This is a genomic window from Fictibacillus tiangongensis (genome assembly GCF_048083785.1).
Classification (GTDB): Bacteria; Bacillota; Bacilli; order Bacillales; family Fictibacillaceae; genus Fictibacillus.
Genome location: NZ_CP182294.1, coordinates 1,497,094 through 1,517,410, shown reverse-complemented (window position 1 = coordinate 1,517,410; position 20,317 = coordinate 1,497,094). Strand labels below are relative to the sequence as shown.

Below are 20,317 nucleotides of genomic sequence, written 5' to 3'. Positions count from 1 at the left end.
CATAACTTTTTATTTAGCATAATAATCGCGTAATATTGAAATGACTTCACTGCGGCTAAAATCGGTTGGAATCGGCTCGTCATTCTTAAGCATTTCTCTTACTCTTGTTCCTGATAAAGTAAGTCTGTCTTTTTCGTCATGCGGACATGTTTTAATCGTGGCCATTGTTCCACATTTCGTGCAATAAAAACTATTCTCGAAGAAAATAGGGATTATTCCTAACTCATCCTTATCAAACTCTTCAAAAATATGCTGCGCATCATAAGGTCCATAAAAATCTCCGACTCCAGCATGATCTCTTCCTATTATAATGTGGCTGCATCCATAATTTTTTCTTATGATGGAGTGAAAAATCGCTTCACGAGGACCCGCATATCTCATCGATCCAGGAAACACACTTAACAGAACGCGATTTTTTGGATAATAATGGTGAAGCAGTGTTTCATAAGATTTCATTCTAACTTCTGCAGGTATGTCATCTTGTTTCGTTTCTCCAACTAAAGGATGCAATAAGAGCCCGTCCATCTGCTCAAGAGCATTTTTTTGCAGATATTCGTGTGCACGATGAATGGGGTTTCTTGTTTGGAACCCAACGATTTTTTCCCAGCTGTTCTTAATAAATTGTTCCCTTGTTTCTTTTGGGTCTAAATAATAAGAAGAGCCAACTTTTTGAGGAGGTTTGTTTATCAGCGTAACTCTCCCGCCAACATACCAGCTTCCTCTATTCATTACATTGCATACTCCTGGATGGGTTTGATCATCCGTACGATAGACTTTCCTTACTTCTATAAGTTTGTCCGGTTTATAAATATCCGTAATTTCTATTTTTCCATAAATTTCATTATCATAAATTAGTAAAGCTTCTTGGTGCTTTATTAATTGTCTCGCCTTTTCATCAGTAACAGGTAACGTAATAGGTACACTCCAAGGAAGTCCGCTAGATAGCCTCATATCGTGTAATACACCTTCGTATTCAGCTTTATTCATAAAAGAATCAAGCGGACTAAACGCACCGTTAGAAAGACATTCTAAATCAGATAAACTGATTGGATCTAATTCAATTTTGATTTGATTTTGATTGTAATCGACGTTTGTAAACTGTCGATTGACTAAACTACCACCATGAGGAAGGAGGAGCATCGATTTCACCTCAACAATTAATCGATTAGCTCTTGCTAACCATTATTAGTGTATGTATGTTAGACAAGTTTTGTGAGTGTATCCTTGTTACTATACAGACTTTCTTATTCATTCTTTTACTTCCCTGATATGTTGGTTGGAGTGTAAGATGTGACACTTCTCAAGTTGCAAAAAATCGTGAAGCTGACCACACGTCCTGTTGTTAGCGAGTATCCTGTAACGGAGAACAACTATATTTAACAGCTACTGAGCAAGTACACAGCATTTAATTTCGACCAAGACTAAACAGAAAATTTATTTACCAAAATAACCAGTCCCTTTCATTGATAAATGAATAGAATGCTTGTATCGCACTATGACATCAAGATTCATAGCGTAATTGAACTTAGGAGGAACTTTAGTGAAAGTAGGCGTTGTACTCCCCGTATATCATCAGGAAAGGGAGTATATTTTTGAATGTATACAATCCATGGAAAAACAAACTTTTCGTGATTATAAACTTGTAATCATACTTGATGGACCAAATGATGAAACCGTCGCCGCAATAAAGGAAGCTAGTAAGCTACTAACCATTCCGTTTGAGATCGTCGATCGAAAGGTGAACCTAGGAATTTCTCCAACATTAAATGAAGGATTCGAACTTGTTAAAGATTGTCCTTATTTAACATGGATCTCCAGTGATAACAGGCACGATCCAAACTTTTTAGAGCGATTAGTGGAAACGATGGATCAAGCATCGAAGGATACGGTATTGGTGTATTCATTTTACAGACGGATCGATCAGCATGGAACACCAATCACTTATACAAAAGCCTGGTACGAATATGTCGAGCATTTTATGACAAGGAAAAAAGAAGAGATATTTCAGAATTGCTTTATTGGGGCATCTTTCTTGTTTACGAGTGAAGCTTTTTTGAAAGCCGGAGGTTACCGTGAAGATTTTCCTAACGTACAAGACCATGACTTTTGGATTCGCTTGCTTTTGCATGGTGATTTTGTACTGCTCCGAGAATATATTATGGAATATCGCTTTAATGGACGATATGCTCTTACTACGAACATTCCGCCAGAGCAATTAACCATGGAGAGTATGGCTAGCAGTATTGATATTCAAAAACGTATCGGAAAGTTGCCAAAAGTAAGTGTTCTGTTATACTCACATAACCATGTTAAGACCATTGATCATGCATTGAGCAGTATTCTCCAACAAACGTTGAACGATTTTCAACTCGTAGTAGTGGATGACGGTTCGACCGATTTCACTCCTGATTCTATTCATCTGACCCATGACTTCAGAATGATTCCATTGCTGCTAAATCATCGCGGAAAAGCGGGGTCTATTGAAATTGCTCTTGATTATTGCATCGGTGAGTATGTTCTTTTTATGACAGGGGAAGACTGGCTTGACCCACAAGCACTAGAGCAGATGGTGTTAAAAATGGAGTCCATACCTTCTGAAACAGATTTGTTGGTAACCAATCATAAAGTTTGGTACGACCGTAGAGGACGTTTGACTTCAGGACCAATTATAAAAGGTACTCGGTATGTTAAATCCTCGTTAAACAAAACCATTCAACCATACGCAGTTATGTATCGATTAAAATCTCTTCATAAAAATTTGAGTGGTGTTTTAAACAGTCAAGTTGAAACTCACTTTTATAGCCAGCATATAAAGCCTGGAAATTCGCATTGGATGAACATGGCTTTATACCATAAACGAATAAAATAAATAGAGCGTCCCCGTGAATAAGGGACGCTTTTTATATATATTAACTTGTTAAATTAATTGATTGATCTGTAGAATGATAGTATTTGCTGTATTGAAATTTCTAATGGATATTTTTTTTGCCATTGAAGTTCTTGTAAGAGTTTTGAATCCATGACATGAGGATTGTTATCTGGAGAAGAGGCTGTCTCAAAAAAAGTTAGTTTTTCTTTCGTAAATGTTTGAAAGATATCAGTCACCTCTAACAGCGTTGTCATCTTTCCTGACCCCAATTCGTAAGTCTTATTTTTAGAGCCTTTATTTAACAGAACTTCATAAGCAGATATCGCATCTCTTACATCTAAGAACTCTCGCTCGTTTTTAAGATGACTGATGTTGATAGCACTTTTATCACCAGTCTTCTCCATCTGAATAATACGGTTTGCTAAAAAAGAAACGAAACCAGGTGATCTGCCTGGTCCGACTAAATTACATGGTTTTGCTACCAGAAGTTGAAGTTCAAATAGATGCGCCCAGTCCTTCACAAGCTCTTCTTGATGTTTTTTACTCACTCCATAAGGATGATCTGTTCCTGAGAGGGCCGAGCTGACAATAACTGTTCGGCATGATGGAACGGCTTTACGTATAGCCTCGAGCAAATAAAGGGTACCTAGTACGTTAGCTTCAATTGTTGATGCAGGATCATTCCATGAGCGGGGTACAGAATTTACACCTGCCAGATGCAAACAGAAGTCTGGTTTATAGGTATTAAAGATCTCAGAAACTTTTTCTTTTTCTAAAAGATCACACGTAACTGTACGCACCTTTAAGTTAGATAGATAACTCCTTGAGATTCCAATCACTTCATACCCTTTATCCCTAAAGTGCTGACATGCATGAAATCCTGTAAATCCTGCTGCACCCGTAATTACAATTCTTTTTTTCATTTCAACCAATCTTTTAAATCTTGTACCTGTTTTTCGTAAGTTGCCACTTTAAATTCAGAATCTAACCTGGTGTTAAAGAGTGTTCGATCTAAACGTGGCTGGGTATGCGGGATAATATCAACGTCATCCTTTTGATAGATATCCTTGATAATCTTTAATAGTTCATACTTTGAAAGAACCTCTGGAGCGGTTAAGTGGTAAAGGCCTGTAATCGGATAAGTGATGGTATGATCAATAAATTTAGCAAGTTCTAACGTTGTAACGCCGTTCCATTTTACATGGGTAAAACCTTTGATGGTTCCCTTTTGTTGAATGAACCAGTGAAATAAACCGATGCCATTCTTCAGCTCAGGACCAATAATGGAAGTTCGAATCGTTAGATGTGGTTGTGTTTTTATTTCTCCAAGCTGTTTTGTTTTGGCATACATCGTGAGTCCATCTGGAACAGATTCTTCATTGTAATTACCTTGATGTCCACTGAACACACAATCCGTACTAATGTGGATCAGTTTTCCACCAAACACATTAAGCTGTTTCGCTAACTCGTGTGGAAGTAAGCTGTTAACCAGAATGGCTTCTCTTTGATGAATGGCCGCATACTCGTTTAAGAGACCGATGCAGTTAATAATAAGATCGGGTTTATGGTGCTGCACAACTTCAGCAATCTGCGTTAAGTTCGTTGCATCCAGCTGAATATGACCCTTCGTCCCATCTCTAGAAGTCAGAAGGAGCTCATGTGTTGTCTTTGTTTTGAAATAGGAGGCGATCATATGGCCAGCCATCCCATTCGCCCCTAGAATCATGATCTTCAAGACAGAAATCCACCTTCAACAAGCATCTTATGAATCTCTTCCTTCGTCATTAAATCAGTCTCAGAACTATAGCTTTCTAGCTCTACTTTTTCGTAAGAAGCATAATGCTGATTCAAACCTTCGATATCAATAGTCGGAAGAATAACGAAGTATTCGTTATCAAAGAGAACGGTTGTTGCACTTTCGTATTCTGATAAAAGAATCTCATGAAGCTTCTCTCCTGGACGTTTTCCAAGTTCGATCATCTTTACTCCTTTTTCTCCTGATGCATCAATAAGAACTTGTGCTAGATCTGTAATCTTGCACGTAGGCATCTTCATAACAAAGATCTCACCGCCTACACTTTCATATGTGGCTTTAAATAAAAGACTGATAGCTTTTTCTAATGTTAAGAAGAAACGTGTCATTTCAAAATCAGTAATGCCCACTTGTCCTTTGTTCTTGATCTGACTTTTAAAAACATGAATAACGCTGCCATTTGTACCTAAGACATTTCCACCTCTTACGCATACAAATCTTGTATGTTTGCTTAGTAGGTTAGCATGGATGATTAACTTTTCACCGATCGCTTTCGTCATTCCATATAGATTAGAAGGATTCGCTGCTTTGTCAGTTGAAATATAGATCACTTTCGTTACCTTATGATGAATGGCTGTTTCGATTACATTTTGTGTTCCTTGAATATTGCTTTTTAGTGCTTCATAAGGTTGAAGCTCACAGATCGGCACATGCTTTAATGCTGCAAGATGATAGATATAATCTATGCCTTCACTCGCTCTCATCAAGGAATCTTTATCTCTGATATCACCAATCATAAAGGTAAGCTTGGGATTATAATCAAACTGTCTTTGCATAGCTACTTGACTTGCTTCATTACGTGAGAGGACGATGATTTCTTTCGGTTCTTTTGGCAGAAGCTGTTTGACTAGCTCATGTCCCCAAGACCCCGTGCCCCCCGTAATTAAAATTCTTTTATTAAACAATACTATTTCCTCCTAAAATAAACTTTACGACTCGATCTGAAACATCTAAATCTCCATAGCCTTCGGGAATGGACCATTGCTTCTTCTGATTTGTCATTACTTTTACTGAAGCCAAAATCTGTTCTGCAGAAACACCCGATACACAATTGCTGCCGCACTCAACGGTTTCTGGCCGTTCGGTACTATTTCTCATCGTTACAGTCGGTACTTGGAACAAACAGCATTCCTCTTGAACGGTCCCGCTATCTGTTAGCACACAGAATGCGTGCTTTTCTAACTTTACAAAATCAAAAAATCCAAAGGGTTCATGAAACTGTACCAACGGATGCATCTGTAACGTACTGCTCTCTAAAATTCTTGATTTTGTACGTGGATGAATGGAACAGATGATAGTCATGTTAAAATGTTCAGCAACTAAATTTAAACCTGTTAATATTTCTTTTAAATGAACGTGATTATCCACGTTCTCAGCACGATGGGCTGTGACTAACATATACTTTCCATTTGAAACATTTAACTTTTCTAGAATTCTGCTATTATCAATCTGTTCTTCAAATTGAGTTAACACTTCATAGATCGGGTTACCTGAAACCATGATTCGGTTAACAGGAACACCTTCTCTTATTAAGTTCTCTCTGCTGTATTTGGTATACGGCAGATTAAAGGTAGAGATGGCGTCAATTACTTTTCTGTTTTTCTCTTCTGGTACATTCAGGTCAAAACATCGGTTACCTGCTTCCATGTGAACAACAGGTATGTTCAACCTTTCTGTAACGATAGAAGACAGAGCACTGTTCGTATCACCTAGAACCAAAACTTTATCTGGCCTCTCGTGCAACAATATTTTCTCTAGCTCTGAAAACAGATGTGCAATTTGATTTCCGAAAGAAAATTGTTGTTTCATTAAAATATAGTCTGGCTTTCTGAGTTGAAACTCTTGGAAAAACACGTCGTTTAATGAAGGTGTAAAATTTTGTCCCGTATGGATCAAAACATGTTGATCTGCTAACTGATCAAGTTTTTTGATGATCAAACTTAGCCGGATAATCTCTGGACGTGTTCCAAGAATAGTTACTATTTTCAATGAAACTCTCCTTCCTTTATTAAAATTAAGACTTTATATTAAACTATGATTGTATTCCCAATATGGACTAGACCCCTACCCTGTACATAAAAAAAAAGGCACCACTTAGAAGAAGGGTGTTTAGAACATCTTTCTTATCAATTCATACAATGACTTATAGAATTTAAAAGGAGTTCATGTATGATCAAAGCTAAAATTTTGTTTGTTTTCTATTTACCTAGCGGTGGGATGGAAACATTGAACCGTCAGCGCTGCAAAGCACTTAAAAATCATGGCATCGAATGTCATCTTCTATACTTGCAGAATGGTACAGGCATGCAGAACATATCAGAGATTCCCACTTATATTACAAATAACGATACAGAGATTAAAAGAATACTCATGGATGATTTTGATGCCGTCTTTGTCTGCTCAGACATTAACTTACTTCAGCGTATAAGAAATCTTGGGTTTACAGGTAAACTTATATATGAGGTGCAAGGGTTAGGTAGTTACCAAAACGCTGAAAAAATTCTGCTTCAAGCAAAGCGGAACGTGGAAACATACTCAAACGGAATCCTTTTTCCAAATACACCTCATCTAATCAACTTGATTCATGCCTATTATCCTTCCATACCTAAATATTGTTTTCATAATTGTTTTGATAAAGATGAATTTTGTTATGTTTCAATGGAAAAACCGAGCTTTCCAATCGTTGGCTGGGTCGGAAGAATTGAAGAGAATAAGAATTGGAAAGATTATTTAGAGTTTTCTTTTCGCTTCTTAAAGCATAAGCCTGATACTCAATTTTGGATGTTCATAGACGATACGCTAGGCGATCAAAAGGAGCGAATGAAGTTTAATAGACTGGTGACTCAGATGGGGTTAACCTCTTCATTAAAATTACACGCAAATATTCCACATAAACAGATGGCTAACTACTTTTCTATGATTGGCGATTCTGGAGGATTCTTATTATCGACTTCTAAAGTGGAAGGATTCGGTTACGCAGTCATTGAGGCAATGAGCTGCAGATGCCCTGTACTCTCTTCTGATTCAGATGGTGTAAAGGCATTCATCACTCATAATTCAACGGGGAAATTTTATACGAATGAAAGAATAGCTACAGCCATTCCAGAGGCATTGGAACTTGTTGATAATGCTGAAGTAAGAGTAGGAATCATTAATCAAGCATACAACCATTTAAATATTTTTAACTTGGATACGTATGCTAGAGAATTCATAAATATATTAAAATAAAAAAGCCATTATGGCTTTTTATTTTATTTGTAAATGGTTAATTATGATTTGGTTTATAGCAATTCTGTGCTTGAGAGATACATGTTTGACTTCACGTTTGATAGTTCTTTGGTGAATGAGCGATCCCATGTTTTTATGGACTCGATAGTGGGTCAACGGTTGATTTAAATGATAAAATTTCTTATCCGAACTAATAACTCTCAGCCACAAATCATAGTCCTGTGTATGGGGTAATTGCTCATCAAAGTATCCTATGCTTTTAATGAGATCCATTTTCATCATCACTGTACAGCCATTAATTATACAACCTCTTCTCATTACCTTTAGAAACGATAAATAATCAGTTGTATCAAAACCTAGTGTAGCACTCGTCACCTCATTTTTTTCATTTATAAGCTTAAAATTGGTACTGCTTATGCATGCCCCTACTTCTTTCATATACTCTAGCTGTAATGCCACTTTATTGGGAAGGAAAATATCATCTGAACTCAGCCAGCAGAAATATTCTCCAGTTGCAGCTACTAGACCGGCGTTTAGAGCACTTGCAGTACCACCATTTTTTTTAGTAATAATAGTTACCTTATCTTTGTATTTTATTAAATTATCCTTGTGTAGAAAAGATCCATCATCAACTAAAATTATTTCTATATTAGGATGTGTCTGATTTATAGCACTTTCAATTGCATAAGTAACAAAAGGACAGTTAAAAAAAGGGATTATTATAGAAATTTTTTCCATGTTTATCTAGTCCTATCTATCACGATTTTAATTTGATTGATTAGTTCGTTTGCTCTAAATTTCGTAGTATGCCTTGAATGAATAAGCTTGTATCCGTTCAAGGCAATTCTTTTTCTTTCATTTTCATTCATTAAATAATAATTTATCTTTTCTTTATAATTATTTTTATCTATCTCAACAAAAGTTTCATTATCTATAAATCCAAGCTCGGAAAGTTCTTTTGAACCTGGTGCTAATAGTAGTGTGTTGCATGCTAAGACTTCGAAATACTTCAGCAAAGGATATTTATAGATTGAATGACAGGTTACAAATATTTTGGAACGGTTAATTTCTTTTGCATATCCCATGCCTGTAATAATATCTTTTTCATTAACTCCGATTTGACGATAACCTGGATGCCGATATGTTTTAAAACCTTTCATCATAGATAATTCCTTGAGCATAGCATTTCGCATTGGATATAAATGTTCAAATTCCGCACCAACCATTAGCACATCGATATTTTTAACTAATTCATGATCTTTAAATACTTCTTCGTTTACATGATGGGGCAACCAGTACATGCTTTGTTCACACGATGGAAAAAGCTTTAAGAATGCCTCTTTATAATGTGGAAGAAAAATTTTAAAACAAGAGTTTTGCATCAATTTGCTCCGATACGTTGGTTTATAGTGTAGATCATGAACAATCATCCCAGAAGGAATATCTAACTTATCAATGCCATGAATGATCGGACTATAATGTTTATGAATATCATTAAATAAAATAAAATCCGGTTTCGATTGCACATGAGAAAGAATATACTGTATAGATGCATCTTGGTTCCATATTTCTACATCAATACTTTTTTTCATTTCTTCCATTAAGTAATGACTGCTCTTTTCAATAAATTGACTTGTGTCTTTCGAAATAAATAATACTTTCAATGAACTCTAAAGCTCCTTTTTAAGAATAAAAGACTCCATGAAATCATGGAGTCTAAAACACTTATATTTCTAATCCAACGATATCGTTCGTACGGATAATAAACGTTCCTGCTGCACCAGAACCAGCTCCAACGAATACAACATGGTCTGTTTGAATTTCAGAAATAGTTACACCAAACAAATTCGTCTCTTCACAACGCGTATATACTTGCGTGAATACAGTGTTTGCCGCTAAATAAAGCTCTAAACGATTTCTTAAAAGTAATGCCAAAGTCAGCACCCCCCTTTACTATAGATAGATATTAAACTGCTGGATCGTCAATTGTTACAATCTTGTCAATTGGTACTAAGAAACGAGCTGCACCTTGCGCTAAAACAATGAAATCAGCTTGAACTTCAACTACAGTTACGTTCGCTAAGTTTGGTAAACCATCTGCAAATTGCGGGTCTAGTACATAAACAAGATCTAATGATGTCGCAGCTCTCGCAGCTTGAATCAATCTTGCTCTTAAGTTTTGTGTTCCAAAAATCGCCATATAAATCTTTCTCCCTTCAGGAATAAAACAGCTAGCTAAAATTTGTACTAGCTTTATATATAGATATGAAAAATTACAACTTGTGCATAGATGAATAGACTAGTAAAGCGCGGAAATTTTAAGGAGTTTATAAGAAAGGGCTAAAACCTATTTATAGAAGATTGGGCATTAACTAGGTACATGTCTCATGCAAATACTAGCCTGCTTTAATATAGTATATTAACCCTGATGAAACGGTCAGGTACATGTATCTAATCTATAAGGAGGCAATTTAATGTCTAGCCTATTTAAAGGATCTTGCTGTGGTGGAAACGGAGAAGCTGCAGGTGGATCAAGGTCTAAATGTAAATCTTGTGTATGTGAGTTGTTAAATACAATCGCAAACACAAACGGTAATTTTTGCAACTTAGCAACTCAGCAAAGACTTCTGATTGTATTGAAAGGTGCTTCTACACCATTATCTCTTGGTGGAGAAACAACTCCAACAATCTTTACTCTACTTCGTTTTGACGAAGAAGGATGCTGTGCAGTATTCTCTTATCTAGATGCAACTACGGCTACAAACCAAACGTTTGTAATCGACTGTCGCTGCATTTGTGGTATCGTATGCGTACCACAAACTACTAACGGAAACGGCGCAGGAGCTCTAGGTTAATAGAGACTGCAATTACCAAACGCTTTACCTTCCCATTGAGAGCAAGGTAAAACGTCAAAAAACCCCTTCGGAGCCCATTGTGAGCCTTCGAAGGGGTTTTTTTCAATATTTTATCGTGCGATCGTGTTGTAACCACTGTCCACATGAAGAATTTCTCCCGTGATCCCACGAGCCAAGTCGCTCATTAAGAACAATGCTGCATCTCCAACTTCTTCTTGCGTATTTGCTTTGCGGAGAGGAGACTTTTCTTCGATCTCTTTTAGTACAGAGTTAAAGTCTCCGATTCCTTTTGCAGCAAGAGTACGGATAGGTCCAGCTGAAATAGCATTAACACGTATGCCGTCTTTACCTACGTCACTTGCAAGATACTTCACGCTTGCGTCTAATGAAGCTTTAGCAACACCCATAACGTTGTAGTTAGAAACTACTCTCTCTCCTCCAAGGTACGTTAGCGTCACGATGCTTCCGCCTTCTGTCATTAAAGGACGAGCTTCTTTAACTACTGCCGTGAGTGAATACGATGAAATATTGTGAGCAAGAAGGAATCCTTCACGTGTTGTGTTTAAATACTCCCCTTTTAATTCTTCTGTGTTAGCAAAAGCGATACAATGAGCGAGTCCGTGGATCACGCCAACTTCTTCTTTTAACGTAGAAAAAGTTTTTTTAATTTCTTCATCATTCGTAATATCACAAGGAAGGACGATTGAATCATTTCTTCCTAGTGACTCTGCTAGATCGCGAACATTCTTCTCTAATCTTTCACCTGCATATGTAAATACTAGGCGCGCACCTGCATTTGAAAGAGATTGTGCAATTCCCCAAGCAATACTTCTCTTATTCGCAACACCCATTACTACAAACGTTTTGTTTTCTAATGATAGTTTATACATATAAAGCTGCCTCCCCATCGTTCTGTTCATTTTATTTATTAGTATTTGTTATTAGTACCAAGTCCTAATTAGTATAACAGAAGTAGAGAGAATTTTCACTATTAACCTTTACTAGTCTGAATATCTTTCACTTCAAAACCGCATGATTCACAGCGATAGATTACATTTTGATTTGATTGAGCGATTAAGACCTCATGGTTTAAAGCATGTTCTTTACCGCATTTTGGACAATGAACAAGTGGCATCATATCATTTCTACTCCCTATTTTTTTATCGTTATGCTTAGCATGCTCATTTTTATAGAATTTAGGAATTATCTTTTTTACAGCAAACGAAAAGCACTGACTTTTAAAGTCAGTGCTTTTTGAATTAACCAAGTATTTGTCTCATCTGCAGCACTTGTTGCTTACTGCCTGTCACAACCATTTTATCTCCTAATAATATCTCCGTGTCACCATGCGGAACGATCGACTCTTTTCCTCGGTAGATTCGAACGATAATGCTATCGCCAAGAAAAGGAAAGTTTCTTAAAGCTGTTCTATGGTAAGCACTATTTTCAACGAGAATTTCATTCAGACTATTATCAGAGGTTGTAAGAATATCCACTACTGATGGATTCTCGATTAAAGCCTTTAACAATACTTGAGAAGAGAAGTATACAGAATATACTTCGATTCCTTTGTCTTTTAGTGCTTCTCTCTTTAATGGATTCTCTATACGAGCGACAACTCGTTCCACACCTTCGTCTTTTGCGATCACAGCAAGGCTTTCATTCGTCTCATCGCTTCCAGTTGCCAATACAATTATATCTGTATCAAAAACATTTGCCTGAATCAACGTTGGTGTTTCGTAATCATCCAGTTCTTGAATTTTAAAGCTATCCAATTGTTTTTGATCCTTTTCTTCTTGCTTTGTGTGATACAGACGATATTCAAACCTTGACTGATCGAGCTCTGTCGTTAATGGCAATGTAAATTGATTCGCGCCAACAAAAACCAGTTGTTCTTTCTCAACTTCTTCCTCCTTTTTAGGAAACAGTTTCTTAAAGAATATAGGTGTAATGATGGCGCTAATAACAGCAGTTAAGATTAAAGCTGATGATGTTCGAGCATCAATTACATTGATTCGTTCTCCAATCTTAGCAGCAGCGATCACCAACGACAGTGTAGAAGTTAATAAGAACCCTGCTGCCGTTACCGTTTTCCAGTCATACCACTTTCGAAGATACAAAATAGGCAAAAACTTAGAAATAAGCAACGCGATCAATAATAACGGGATGAGAGCTAATGCTTTAGGATCAGCAAATATGGATCGAATGTCGAGCTCAACCCCTACCATGACGAAAAAGATTGGAATTAAAAAGCCATATCCAAATGAATCAAGTTTATGAACAAGCTGTTTATTCGGGGAAAGAAGAGATACAAGAACACCTGCTAAGAAAGCTCCTAGTATGTTCTCAGCCCCGACAGATTCAGACAGTCCGACCAAAACGATAATCAATGTGAAAACAGCACGTGTATCTAACTGTATCGTTCCTTTTGACATCGTATCTAAAAACGAACGATTCCTCATTTGTTTTCCGATGAAATACAAAAGAATACCCGCTGCAAACAGAATAAGTAATAACCACATTCTGCTCGGATCGCCTGATTCCATGGAAACAAAGAGAGCGAGTAAGATCATCGTTACTAGATCTGCAATAACCGCGACTAGTAAGATGATCTGACCAATCGTTGTCTTAGAAAGCTTCTCTTCTTTTAATGTAGGTACGACTACTCCTAGAGAGATCGTTGATATTACAAGTGTCATAAAGAAGGCACTCTCTGTAAATCCACCCCAAACAAATAGAAGAGATAATCCGTACGACAGAATGAGTATGAAGAAAAAGATGATACTTGAAACAACAAGTCGATTCGGTTCTTTCTTTTCTTTCTTTTTCTTAGAACTAGATTCACCTGCAAAGATGCTAAAATCAATCTCAAGACCACTTAAGAACATTAAGAAAATAAAGCCGAGTACGGATAAGATCTCAAGCCATGCGTCAGAATGAACGACATCAAAACCGCTCTTCCCTAAAATAATTCCTACAATAATTTCAGCTACGACTACAGGTATAACCCGCAAACGAAATTTGTTTAGCAGAATAGGAACAAAAAATGCTGTAAGAATGACTAATATTAATGAAGTAAACGATGCATGTTCTTCCATAAAACCTCCGTCGTTTCTTTATATTATTGGTTTACTATAGTAAAGCAGAAAAAGAAATGTCAAACGATTATGCTCAAAATGATTTGCAAACCCACTGATTTTAGGTAAGATAATACATGTTATTGTTTTACTTTAAGGAGTCGATCCACATGCAAAATAACCACAAGTCACCATGGCAGCAACTCGATTACAATCTTTTGTTTCTATTGTTCTTAATGGTCATCACGAGCTGTGTAGCCATCTATAGCGCGCAGATGATGGATCAATACGGCAGCAACTTCGTGATAAAGCAACTCGTTTGGTACTTTATCGGTGGAATCGCTGTAGTCGGCGTCATGGTATTAGATTTTGATCAGTTTAGAAAATTATCTTGGTACGTATATGGGTTGGGTATCCTATTACTGCTTGGTATTCTAGTCGCTCCTGAGAGCATCGTTCCAAATATCAATGGTGCGCAGAGTTGGTACAGATTTGGCCCTTTCGCATTGCAGCCTTCAGAGCTTGTAAAGGTGGCACTCGTTATTGCGATCGCCAACACAATTGCTACTCATAATGAAAAGTATATTGTCCGCTCTTTGCATGAAGACCTTTTACTGCTAGGAAAAATTGCTCTAATCGCTGGTTTTCCTACACTTTTAGTTCTTATGCAGCCTGACTTAGGTACGAGTCTCGTATTTATGGCGATCACCGGAAGTCTTTTACTTGTATCAGGAATCAGATGGAGAATAATTGTTATCCTTATTCTTTCCTTTATCTTGTTCATATCAATCCTAGTTTGGATATATTTCACCTTTCCACAATTTTTCGTTGATCATATTCTTGATCAATATCAGCTTAATCGTTTCTACGCTTGGCTGGAACCTTATGAACATAAAGATGCAGGATATCATACAAGAAACGCACTACTTGCGATCGGCAGTGGAATGCTTTTCGGTAAAGGCTTTACAGAAGGTTCAGTTTATCTGCCAGAAGCACAGACTGATTTTATCTTCTCCATCATTGGTGAAGAATTTGGTTTCTTCGGAACAAGTATCGTGATCTCCCTGTTCTTCTTGATGGTTTACAGAATGATCAATACGGCTCTTGAGAGTAATGAAGCTTTTGGAAGTTATTTGTGTGCCGGCGTAATTGGCATGCTAACTTTCCAGGTGTTCCAGAATATTGGTATGAACATTCAAGTAATGCCGATTACAGGTATTCCCCTACCTTTTATCAGTTACGGAGGAAGTTCGATTCTCGCTTACATGATAGCCTTTGGTCTCGTTCTAAACGTTCGGTCGAGGACCACGAAATATATGTTTGAATAGCATCTGATAATTATCAGGTGTTTTTCTTTTGTCTTTGAAGTATCCTAATGATTGTGAGGTGATAAATATGAAATTTGATATTATCGGTGACATTCATGGATGTTTTAAAGAATACAAAGAGCTCGTAAAGAAACTTGGATATGAATGGAAAAACAATTTACCTGTACATAAAGACAACCGAAAACTCGTATTTTTAGGTGACTTGATGGATCGTGGACCAGAATCAATAAAAGTAATGGAACATGTCTATGAACTTGTACAAAATAATTTAGCCCTATACTCACCAGGTAATCATTGCAATAAGCTGTATCGATATTTTTTAGGGCGAAACGTTCAGATTCAACATGGGCTTGAGACAACAGTTGCAGAACTTAACGCGCTCTCGCCTGCTGAAAGACAAGAAGTTAGGAAACATTTTTGTATCCTTTATGAAAATGCTCCACTTTATCTGCATCTAGATAACGGTAAATTAGTCGTTGCTCATGCTGGCATTCGAGAAGATTATGTTGGGCAATTACATAATAAAGTGAAAACTTTTGTCTTATATGGAGATATTACGGGGAAGTCTAACCCTGACGGAACTCCTGTACGAAGAGATTGGGCAAAAAAACACTCAGGAAAAATCACTATCGTTTATGGACACACCCCAGTCGAAGAAGTGCGTCATGTTCAAAACACCTGGAACATTGATACAGGATGTGTTTTCGGTGGTAAGTTAAGCGCGCTTCGATATCCTGAAATGGAGACGGTAAGTGTCCCGTCAACCATGCCCCATGTTCCTGAAAAATTCCGGTCTTTCCACGACTAAAAAAGAGGAGTGCTCAGCCTTAAGGCAGCACTCCTCTTTTTTGTGTTACCGATGTTTCCAAAGATTTTTCATATCTAGAGGCAAATCAGCAACTAACTTGACGTGTTCCTCTGTAAAAGGATGGATGAACGAAGTTTTCTCACTATGCAAAGCCTGTCGCCGAATCCGTTCTAATGACCCTCCATACATGTCATCCCCAAGTAAAGGATGGCCGATTGAAGACATATGTACTCTAATCTGATGAGTTCTCCCTGTTTCTAAACGTAAGGAGACAACTGTGAAGTTTGTTTCTTTCACAAAATCAATCACTTCATAATGAGTGATCGAGCGTTGACCATCTTCACTTACCATTCTTTCGATAATACTGTCTGGATTTCTTGCGATTGGACGATCAATAGTACCACTTTCATCCTTCAATTCACCATGAACAAAAGCAATATATTCTCTTTTTATGACTTTATCTTTTTGTTGTTTCGACATGAGTGAATGTGCGAATCGATGTTTCGCTATCAACACAATCCCTGAAGTATCCTTATCCAATCGGTTTACCGCATGAAATGTACCCGGAATATCATGTTGATGATAATAAAATAAAACGGCCGATGCAAGAGAACCATTCGGCTGATAGAGTGATGGAATGGTTGGCATACCAGCAGGTTTATGAACCGCAATAAAATGTTGATCTTCATAAATAATATCTAAAGGGATTTTCTCTGCCTCCATTGAGGAGCTCTTTGTTTCTGGAGGAAACCATACTGTGACCTCGTCACCACTATGAAGCTGTGTCCTTACAGTTACTTCTTTTTTATTCACAAAAAGAGCGCCGCCGTGAAACTTAATATCGGTCAGCGCTGCTTTAGAAATCTGTTTCTTTTTTAAATACTCCCGTAAAAGAACGGGAGCTTCTTCATGTTTTACATACCATGTAATTGTAAATGTATTCATATTAATCTCCGACGAATGACTCTTTAACTCTTTTCCAGAATGGAAAAGGACGAAAGCGAGCAAAACGAATCTTCTCTTCAGCTACTCGATATTGTATAGACTTTACTTTTTTCTGAACTAAGAATCGATGGTCGATCGTAATATGGAAATCTACATCGTTAACGGGTTTAAGTATACACGTATGATGCTGTGGCAGAACGAGCGGTGAACCTATCGTTCGGAAAACTCGATTGTTTATAGAAGCCATTTCTGATAATTGTATGGATGCAAGGGACGGGTGGATGATCGCTCCACCGAGTGCTTTATTATACGCTGTACTCCCTGAAGGAGTTGAAATACAAAGGCCGTCACCTCTGAACGTTTCAAATTTTTCTCCCTTGATCTCAACATCCATGACGAGAGAACCTTCCACACTTTTAACCGTACATTCATTAACAGCGAGATATCTCTTCTCATCTAACCCATCAATATACCTTACAGTAACTTCGAGTAAAGGATATTCAACAATCTGAAAAGGTGTTTTTGCAATATGTATAACGAGCTTTTCCACCTCTTCAGGCAACCAGTCCGCAAAAAAACCAAGGTGACCGGTATGGACACCAACAAAAGCGGTTTTGTCGATGCGATGTACATAATGATGGAACGCATGAAGCAATGTTCCATCACCACCAACTGTTATAACAATCTCAGGCTCTTCTTCTTCATAAACCAGTTCAAATTCTTCAAGATATGCCCGAATTTTTTCTGTTAAGATATTGGATTTATTATCTCCTTTTGATACGATGGCAAATTTCATTCTCTCTCCATCCTTTATGATCCTAAATTAGTTTCATTGGATTTATCATTGCGTTCCAAAAACACAAGCTGAGCTTCTTGAATTTCCCCTTTGATCTGAGACATCTCTTCGTCTAATCTGTTTGCTGCTTCTGCAGCTCTTTGTAACCTTTGACGAATATCTTCAGGAATTTGTCCCTGATACTTATAGTTCATAGAGTGTTCGATCGTAGCCCAAAAATTCATAGCTAGTGTACGGACTTGAACTTCTACAAGAATCTTCTTTTCCCCATCTAAAACTTGAACGGGATACTCGATAACGATATGGTACGAACGATAACCACTTGGCTTTTTATTTGTGATATAGTCGCGTTCTTCTACAATCGTAAAATCATTGCGCTGCCTGAGAAGATTGATCACTGTCTTAATATCATCAGTAAACTGACACATGATTCGAAGTCCCGCTAAATCTTGAATTTCCGTTTCTAAATGTTGATCGGGAATGTTCTTTTGATAAGCCTTGTTCACGATTGACTTGATGGGTTTCACTCTTCCAGTAACAAACTCAATCGGACAATGCCTATTTGATTTTTCAAATTGCTCACGCATTCCTCTGAATTTAATCTTAAGCTCATCAACAGCTTGCTTGTACGGAATTAATAGCGCTTCCCAGTCCATGCTCATTGGGCTTTTTCCTCTGTTCCAAAAATCTTGATCACTTCATCTTCCATCTGTTGCCCATAGTTAGCATTTCCTTGTATGTTGTCTGTTAAGAAGTCCATTTCTCTAGAGAAAGCAGTAAGTTCAAGCTCTTCTCTTTTTTCATTTTCAACAGCGAAAACGGCATCTTTTTGAAGAGCACTCTTCACTTCGTTCCAATGATTATGATCAATTGAGATATAAATGAATCCATCTTCATCCTCAAGAACATAGATGAATGCTAACCCATCAGAATCGACCAGCATTCTTTCGCTGTCTTTCCAGTCAGAAATTCCTGTGTTTTCTTCATTCTCAATAAGCAAAACGAGCTTATTTTCTTTCCATGCAGTTGACTGCACATTCAATCGTCGTGGCATCATGTTAACAACCTCCTGTTTCTTCTTTTTTAGTGTAACACAAAATAGGAGTTTAATAAGAAATTGAGATGCAGGAATCACTATGAGATAATAAGATTACTTAAGTATAGTTACAGGGGGATAAATCAAGTGTCTCAAGAAATTGAAATTGAATTTAAGAATTTGTTATCACACCTTGAATTTTTAAAACTTATAGACGAGTTTGATGTGAAGCAAGAAGCATTTCACAAACAAACCAACTATTATTTTGATACCCAACAATTCGACCTGAAACACCACAGAAGTGCATTGCGTGTTCGAACAAAAAATAACGAATATACACTCACACTAAAACAGAAATTAGATAAACATATTCTTGAAACCCATCAAACCGTTTCTAAAGATATTTTTGAAGGTCTATTAAAAGGGACACCATTGCCTTCTGGAGAGGTATCTGATCAGATACAAAAAATGAACATTGAAGTAAAGAAAATTACATATTTAGGAGAACTCACAACATTCCGTGCTGAGTTTCCTTACAAAGATGGCCTTCTCGTTTTAGATGAAAATCATTATTTAGGTAAAATCGACTATGAAATCGAATACGAATCTGCCGATTATACAAGTGGACTCAATAAATTTAATGATCTGCTAACGATTAAACAGATCCCTATTAGAGAAACAGACAGCAAAATTGCCCGTTTCTTTAATGAAAGCCTTAGAAATAAGTAAACTGATCATTTTAATACGTTAATCGATTTAGGAGGATATCTCTTGAATATTCAATCGTATAAAGCACTAATGGAAATCCAAGCACTGCAGCAGTTGAATGTAAATACGTCTTCTTCTGTTTCAAGTATGCAAAGTACCGTTTCAAGTCCTTTTGCAGCCTTGTTGCAAGAGGCTTATTCTAACGTTGGTCGTACAAACGGGTTGGCAGGAGCCTCAACTTATAACCATGATGCTTCACAAAAGCTCCAACCACTCACTGCAAATACTAGTTCACAATATTCATTACCAGCAACACCATCGGTTCCGATCACAACTGAAAAGTTAAACATTCCATCAAAAAATTTAGATGGATTGATCGAAAACACTGCTAGTAAATTTGGTGTAGATCCTAACCTGATCCGTTCGGTTATTAAACACGAATCAAATTTTAAAACAACTGCCGAAAGTCATGCAGGTGCTCAAGGACTTATGCAACTGATGCCTGCAACAGCGAGATCGTTAGGAGTTACAAACCCTTTCGATCCGATACAGAACGTGGAAGCAGGAACAAAATATTTAAAGATGATGCTTGATAAATATGATGGAAATCAAAAGCTTGCTCTTGCTGCTTATAATGCAGGTCCCGGAAACGTCGCAAAATATAATGGCATTCCTCCTTTTAAGGAAACCATTTCTTACGTAAATAAGATTATGAATACGTACCAATCACTCGTATAACCCTCAAATGCTGAGGGTTATTTTTATGGTCTCTACACACTAATTCATGCCATTTTTTAAGAGACTTTGGAAAATACAAATATCCTTGTCTGTTCATATTGTTTGCTTACCATTCA

Annotated in this window: 23 protein-coding genes; 7 read left to right on the top strand and 16 right to left on the bottom strand. The window is 37.2% G+C overall.

The genetic code is table 11. The features are described 5' to 3' along the window. Positions 1-9 precede the first annotated feature (9 nt). Positions 10-1,140 carry a sulfate adenylyltransferase gene (gene sat, locus ACNJYY_RS08265; protein WP_416731335.1) on the bottom strand — a complete coding sequence of 377 codons (1,131 nt, stop codon included), beginning with the start codon at positions 1,138-1,140 and terminating at the stop codon, positions 10-12. 400 nt (positions 1,141-1,540) lie between these two features. Here sat and ACNJYY_RS08260 point away from each other — a divergent pair, with 400 nt between their 5' ends. Further along, a complete protein-coding gene (locus ACNJYY_RS08260; protein WP_416731334.1) occupies positions 1,541-2,869 on the top strand; it encodes a glycosyltransferase family 2 protein in 1,329 nt (442 codons plus the stop codon). Positions 2,870-2,922: 53 nt separating this feature from the next. Here ACNJYY_RS08260 and ACNJYY_RS08255 read toward each other — a convergent pair whose 3' ends face one another. From ACNJYY_RS08255 to wecB, 4 genes are read right to left on the bottom strand one after another with little or no spacing between them, the layout of a single operon-like run. Next, positions 2,923-3,792 carry an NAD-dependent epimerase/dehydratase family protein gene (locus ACNJYY_RS08255; protein ID WP_416731333.1) on the bottom strand — a complete coding sequence of 290 codons (870 nt, stop codon included), beginning with the start codon at positions 3,790-3,792 and terminating at the stop codon, positions 2,923-2,925. Continuing rightward, a complete protein-coding gene (locus tag ACNJYY_RS08250; RefSeq protein ID WP_416731828.1) occupies positions 3,789-4,595 on the bottom strand; it encodes a dTDP-4-dehydrorhamnose reductase family protein in 807 nt (268 codons plus the stop codon). The genes ACNJYY_RS08255 and ACNJYY_RS08250 overlap by 4 nt, the downstream gene beginning before the upstream one ends. A gap of 5 nt (positions 4,596-4,600) precedes the next feature. Next, positions 4,601-5,587: a polysaccharide biosynthesis protein gene (locus ACNJYY_RS08245; RefSeq protein WP_416731332.1), complete on the bottom strand. Its 987-nt coding sequence runs from the start codon at positions 5,585-5,587 to the stop codon at positions 4,601-4,603. After that, positions 5,580-6,671, bottom strand: coding sequence for a non-hydrolyzing UDP-N-acetylglucosamine 2-epimerase (gene wecB / locus ACNJYY_RS08240; protein WP_416731331.1), 1,092 nt, complete (start codon positions 6,669-6,671; stop codon positions 5,580-5,582). The genes ACNJYY_RS08245 and wecB overlap by 8 nt, the downstream gene beginning before the upstream one ends. Before the next feature lie 180 nt (positions 6,672-6,851). On the opposite strand from wecB, the gene ACNJYY_RS08235 reads away from it, so the two are divergent. Next, a complete protein-coding gene (locus ACNJYY_RS08235; protein ID WP_416731330.1) occupies positions 6,852-7,910 on the top strand; it encodes a glycosyltransferase family 4 protein in 1,059 nt (352 codons plus the stop codon). An 18-nt stretch (positions 7,911-7,928) separates the two neighbouring features. On the opposite strand, the gene ACNJYY_RS08230 is transcribed toward ACNJYY_RS08235, so the two are convergent. The 4 genes from ACNJYY_RS08230 to ACNJYY_RS08215 all read right to left on the bottom strand — a co-directional run bounded on the left by ACNJYY_RS08230 (position 7,929) and on the right by ACNJYY_RS08215 (position 10,110). Next, the gene (locus ACNJYY_RS08230) at positions 7,929-8,648 is read right to left on the bottom strand and encodes a glycosyltransferase (RefSeq protein WP_416731329.1); all 720 of its coding nucleotides are present in this window, start codon (positions 8,646-8,648) and stop codon (positions 7,929-7,931) included. Between the two features lie 2 nt (positions 8,649-8,650). Further along, a complete protein-coding gene (locus ACNJYY_RS08225) occupies positions 8,651-9,574 on the bottom strand; it encodes a glycosyltransferase (protein ID WP_416731328.1) in 924 nt (307 codons plus the stop codon). 61 nt (positions 9,575-9,635) lie between these two features. Beyond that, positions 9,636-9,845 carry a hypothetical protein gene (locus tag ACNJYY_RS08220; RefSeq protein ID WP_197194542.1) on the bottom strand — a complete coding sequence of 70 codons (210 nt, stop codon included), beginning with the start codon at positions 9,843-9,845 and terminating at the stop codon, positions 9,636-9,638. A 31-nt stretch (positions 9,846-9,876) separates the two neighbouring features. Beyond that, a complete protein-coding gene (locus ACNJYY_RS08215; protein WP_197194543.1) occupies positions 9,877-10,110 on the bottom strand; it encodes a hypothetical protein in 234 nt (77 codons plus the stop codon). A 274-nt stretch (positions 10,111-10,384) separates the two neighbouring features. On the opposite strand from ACNJYY_RS08215, the gene ACNJYY_RS08210 reads away from it, so the two are divergent. After that, positions 10,385-10,765, top strand: a complete 381-nt coding sequence (locus tag ACNJYY_RS08210) for a hypothetical protein (protein ID WP_137789842.1) — start codon at positions 10,385-10,387, stop codon at positions 10,763-10,765. A gap of 110 nt (positions 10,766-10,875) precedes the next feature. Here the strand turns inward: ACNJYY_RS08210 and fabI are convergent, their stop codons facing one another. From fabI to ACNJYY_RS08195, 3 genes are all read right to left on the bottom strand, one after another. Continuing rightward, entirely contained in the window at positions 10,876-11,655 is a 780-nt protein-coding gene (gene fabI / locus ACNJYY_RS08205; protein ID WP_197222532.1) for an enoyl-ACP reductase FabI, read from the bottom strand. A gap of 101 nt (positions 11,656-11,756) precedes the next feature. Continuing rightward, complete coding sequence (locus tag ACNJYY_RS08200; RefSeq protein ID WP_416731327.1) at positions 11,757-11,903, bottom strand: hypothetical protein; 147 nt, start codon at positions 11,901-11,903, stop codon at positions 11,757-11,759. Positions 11,904-12,024: 121 nt separating this feature from the next. Continuing rightward, positions 12,025-13,863, bottom strand: coding sequence for a monovalent cation:proton antiporter family protein (locus ACNJYY_RS08195; protein ID WP_416731326.1), 1,839 nt, complete (start codon positions 13,861-13,863; stop codon positions 12,025-12,027). Between the two features lie 149 nt (positions 13,864-14,012). Between ACNJYY_RS08195 and ACNJYY_RS08190 the strand changes: the two genes are divergently transcribed. After that, on the top strand, positions 14,013-15,170 hold the full coding sequence (locus tag ACNJYY_RS08190; RefSeq protein ID WP_416731325.1) for an FtsW/RodA/SpoVE family cell cycle protein: 1,158 nt from the start codon (positions 14,013-14,015) through the stop codon (positions 15,168-15,170). Positions 15,171-15,237: 67 nt separating this feature from the next. After that, a complete protein-coding gene (prpE, locus tag ACNJYY_RS08185) occupies positions 15,238-15,978 on the top strand; it encodes a bis(5'-nucleosyl)-tetraphosphatase PrpE (protein ID WP_416731324.1) in 741 nt (246 codons plus the stop codon). A gap of 45 nt (positions 15,979-16,023) precedes the next feature. Here prpE and ACNJYY_RS08180 read toward each other — a convergent pair whose 3' ends face one another. Genes ACNJYY_RS08180 through ACNJYY_RS08165 form a run of 4 tightly spaced genes read right to left on the bottom strand, consistent with a single transcriptional unit; the run spans position 16,024 to position 18,776 of the window. Beyond that, entirely contained in the window at positions 16,024-16,923 is a 900-nt protein-coding gene (locus tag ACNJYY_RS08180) for an RluA family pseudouridine synthase (protein WP_416731323.1), read from the bottom strand. A gap of 1 nt (position 16,924) precedes the next feature. Next, complete coding sequence (locus ACNJYY_RS08175; protein WP_144701110.1) at positions 16,925-17,719, bottom strand: NAD kinase; 795 nt, start codon at positions 17,717-17,719, stop codon at positions 16,925-16,927. 14 nt (positions 17,720-17,733) lie between these two features. Beyond that, the gene (locus ACNJYY_RS08170) at positions 17,734-18,381 is read right to left on the bottom strand and encodes a GTP pyrophosphokinase (protein WP_416731322.1); all 648 of its coding nucleotides are present in this window, start codon (positions 18,379-18,381) and stop codon (positions 17,734-17,736) included. Beyond that, positions 18,378-18,776 carry a hypothetical protein gene (locus tag ACNJYY_RS08165; protein WP_416731321.1) on the bottom strand — a complete coding sequence of 133 codons (399 nt, stop codon included), beginning with the start codon at positions 18,774-18,776 and terminating at the stop codon, positions 18,378-18,380. Before ACNJYY_RS08165 ends, ACNJYY_RS08170 begins: the two co-directional genes overlap by 4 nt. Positions 18,777-18,902: 126 nt before the next feature. Here ACNJYY_RS08165 and ACNJYY_RS08160 point away from each other — a divergent pair, with 126 nt between their 5' ends. Together ACNJYY_RS08160 and ACNJYY_RS08155 are read left to right on the top strand one after the other, a co-directional pair. Next, positions 18,903-19,484: a CYTH domain-containing protein gene (locus tag ACNJYY_RS08160; protein WP_416731320.1), complete on the top strand. Its 582-nt coding sequence runs from the start codon at positions 18,903-18,905 to the stop codon at positions 19,482-19,484. Between the two features lie 42 nt (positions 19,485-19,526). After that, positions 19,527-20,201 (top strand): lytic transglycosylase domain-containing protein, encoded by a 675-nt coding sequence (locus ACNJYY_RS08155; protein WP_416731319.1) that lies wholly within the window; start codon positions 19,527-19,529, stop codon positions 20,199-20,201. Positions 20,202-20,317: the final 116 nt, after the last annotated feature.

Coding starts and splice junctions, on each gene's coding strand:
- ACNJYY_RS08180 (WP_416731323.1), bottom strand. CDS start 16,923: ATGAATACATTTACAATTACATGGTATGTAAAACATGAAGAAGCTCCC.
- ACNJYY_RS08250 (WP_416731828.1), bottom strand. CDS start 4,595: ATGATTCTAGGGGCGAATGGGATGGCTGGCCATATGATCGCCTCCTAT.
- ACNJYY_RS08230 (WP_416731329.1), bottom strand. CDS start 8,648: ATGGAAAAAATTTCTATAATAATCCCTTTTTTTAACTGTCCTTTTGTT.
- ACNJYY_RS08235 (WP_416731330.1), top strand. CDS start 6,852: ATGATCAAAGCTAAAATTTTGTTTGTTTTCTATTTACCTAGCGGTGGG.
- ACNJYY_RS08195 (WP_416731326.1), bottom strand. CDS start 13,863: ATGGAAGAACATGCATCGTTTACTTCATTAATATTAGTCATTCTTACA.
- prpE (WP_416731324.1), top strand. CDS start 15,238: ATGAAATTTGATATTATCGGTGACATTCATGGATGTTTTAAAGAATAC.
- ACNJYY_RS08170 (WP_416731322.1), bottom strand. CDS start 18,381: ATGAGCATGGACTGGGAAGCGCTATTAATTCCGTACAAGCAAGCTGTT.
- ACNJYY_RS08190 (WP_416731325.1), top strand. CDS start 14,013: ATGCAAAATAACCACAAGTCACCATGGCAGCAACTCGATTACAATCTT.
- ACNJYY_RS08255 (WP_416731333.1), bottom strand. CDS start 3,792: ATGAAAAAAAGAATTGTAATTACGGGTGCAGCAGGATTTACAGGATTT.
- ACNJYY_RS08210 (WP_137789842.1), top strand. CDS start 10,385: ATGTCTAGCCTATTTAAAGGATCTTGCTGTGGTGGAAACGGAGAAGCT.
- ACNJYY_RS08175 (WP_144701110.1), bottom strand. CDS start 17,719: ATGAAATTTGCCATCGTATCAAAAGGAGATAATAAATCCAATATCTTA.
- sat (WP_416731335.1), bottom strand. CDS start 1,140: ATGCTCCTCCTTCCTCATGGTGGTAGTTTAGTCAATCGACAGTTTACA.
- fabI (WP_197222532.1), bottom strand. CDS start 11,655: ATGTATAAACTATCATTAGAAAACAAAACGTTTGTAGTAATGGGTGTT.
- ACNJYY_RS08215 (WP_197194543.1), bottom strand. CDS start 10,110: ATGGCGATTTTTGGAACACAAAACTTAAGAGCAAGATTGATTCAAGCT.
- ACNJYY_RS08200 (WP_416731327.1), bottom strand. CDS start 11,903: ATGATGCCACTTGTTCATTGTCCAAAATGCGGTAAAGAACATGCTTTA.
- ACNJYY_RS08165 (WP_416731321.1), bottom strand. CDS start 18,776: ATGATGCCACGACGATTGAATGTGCAGTCAACTGCATGGAAAGAAAAT.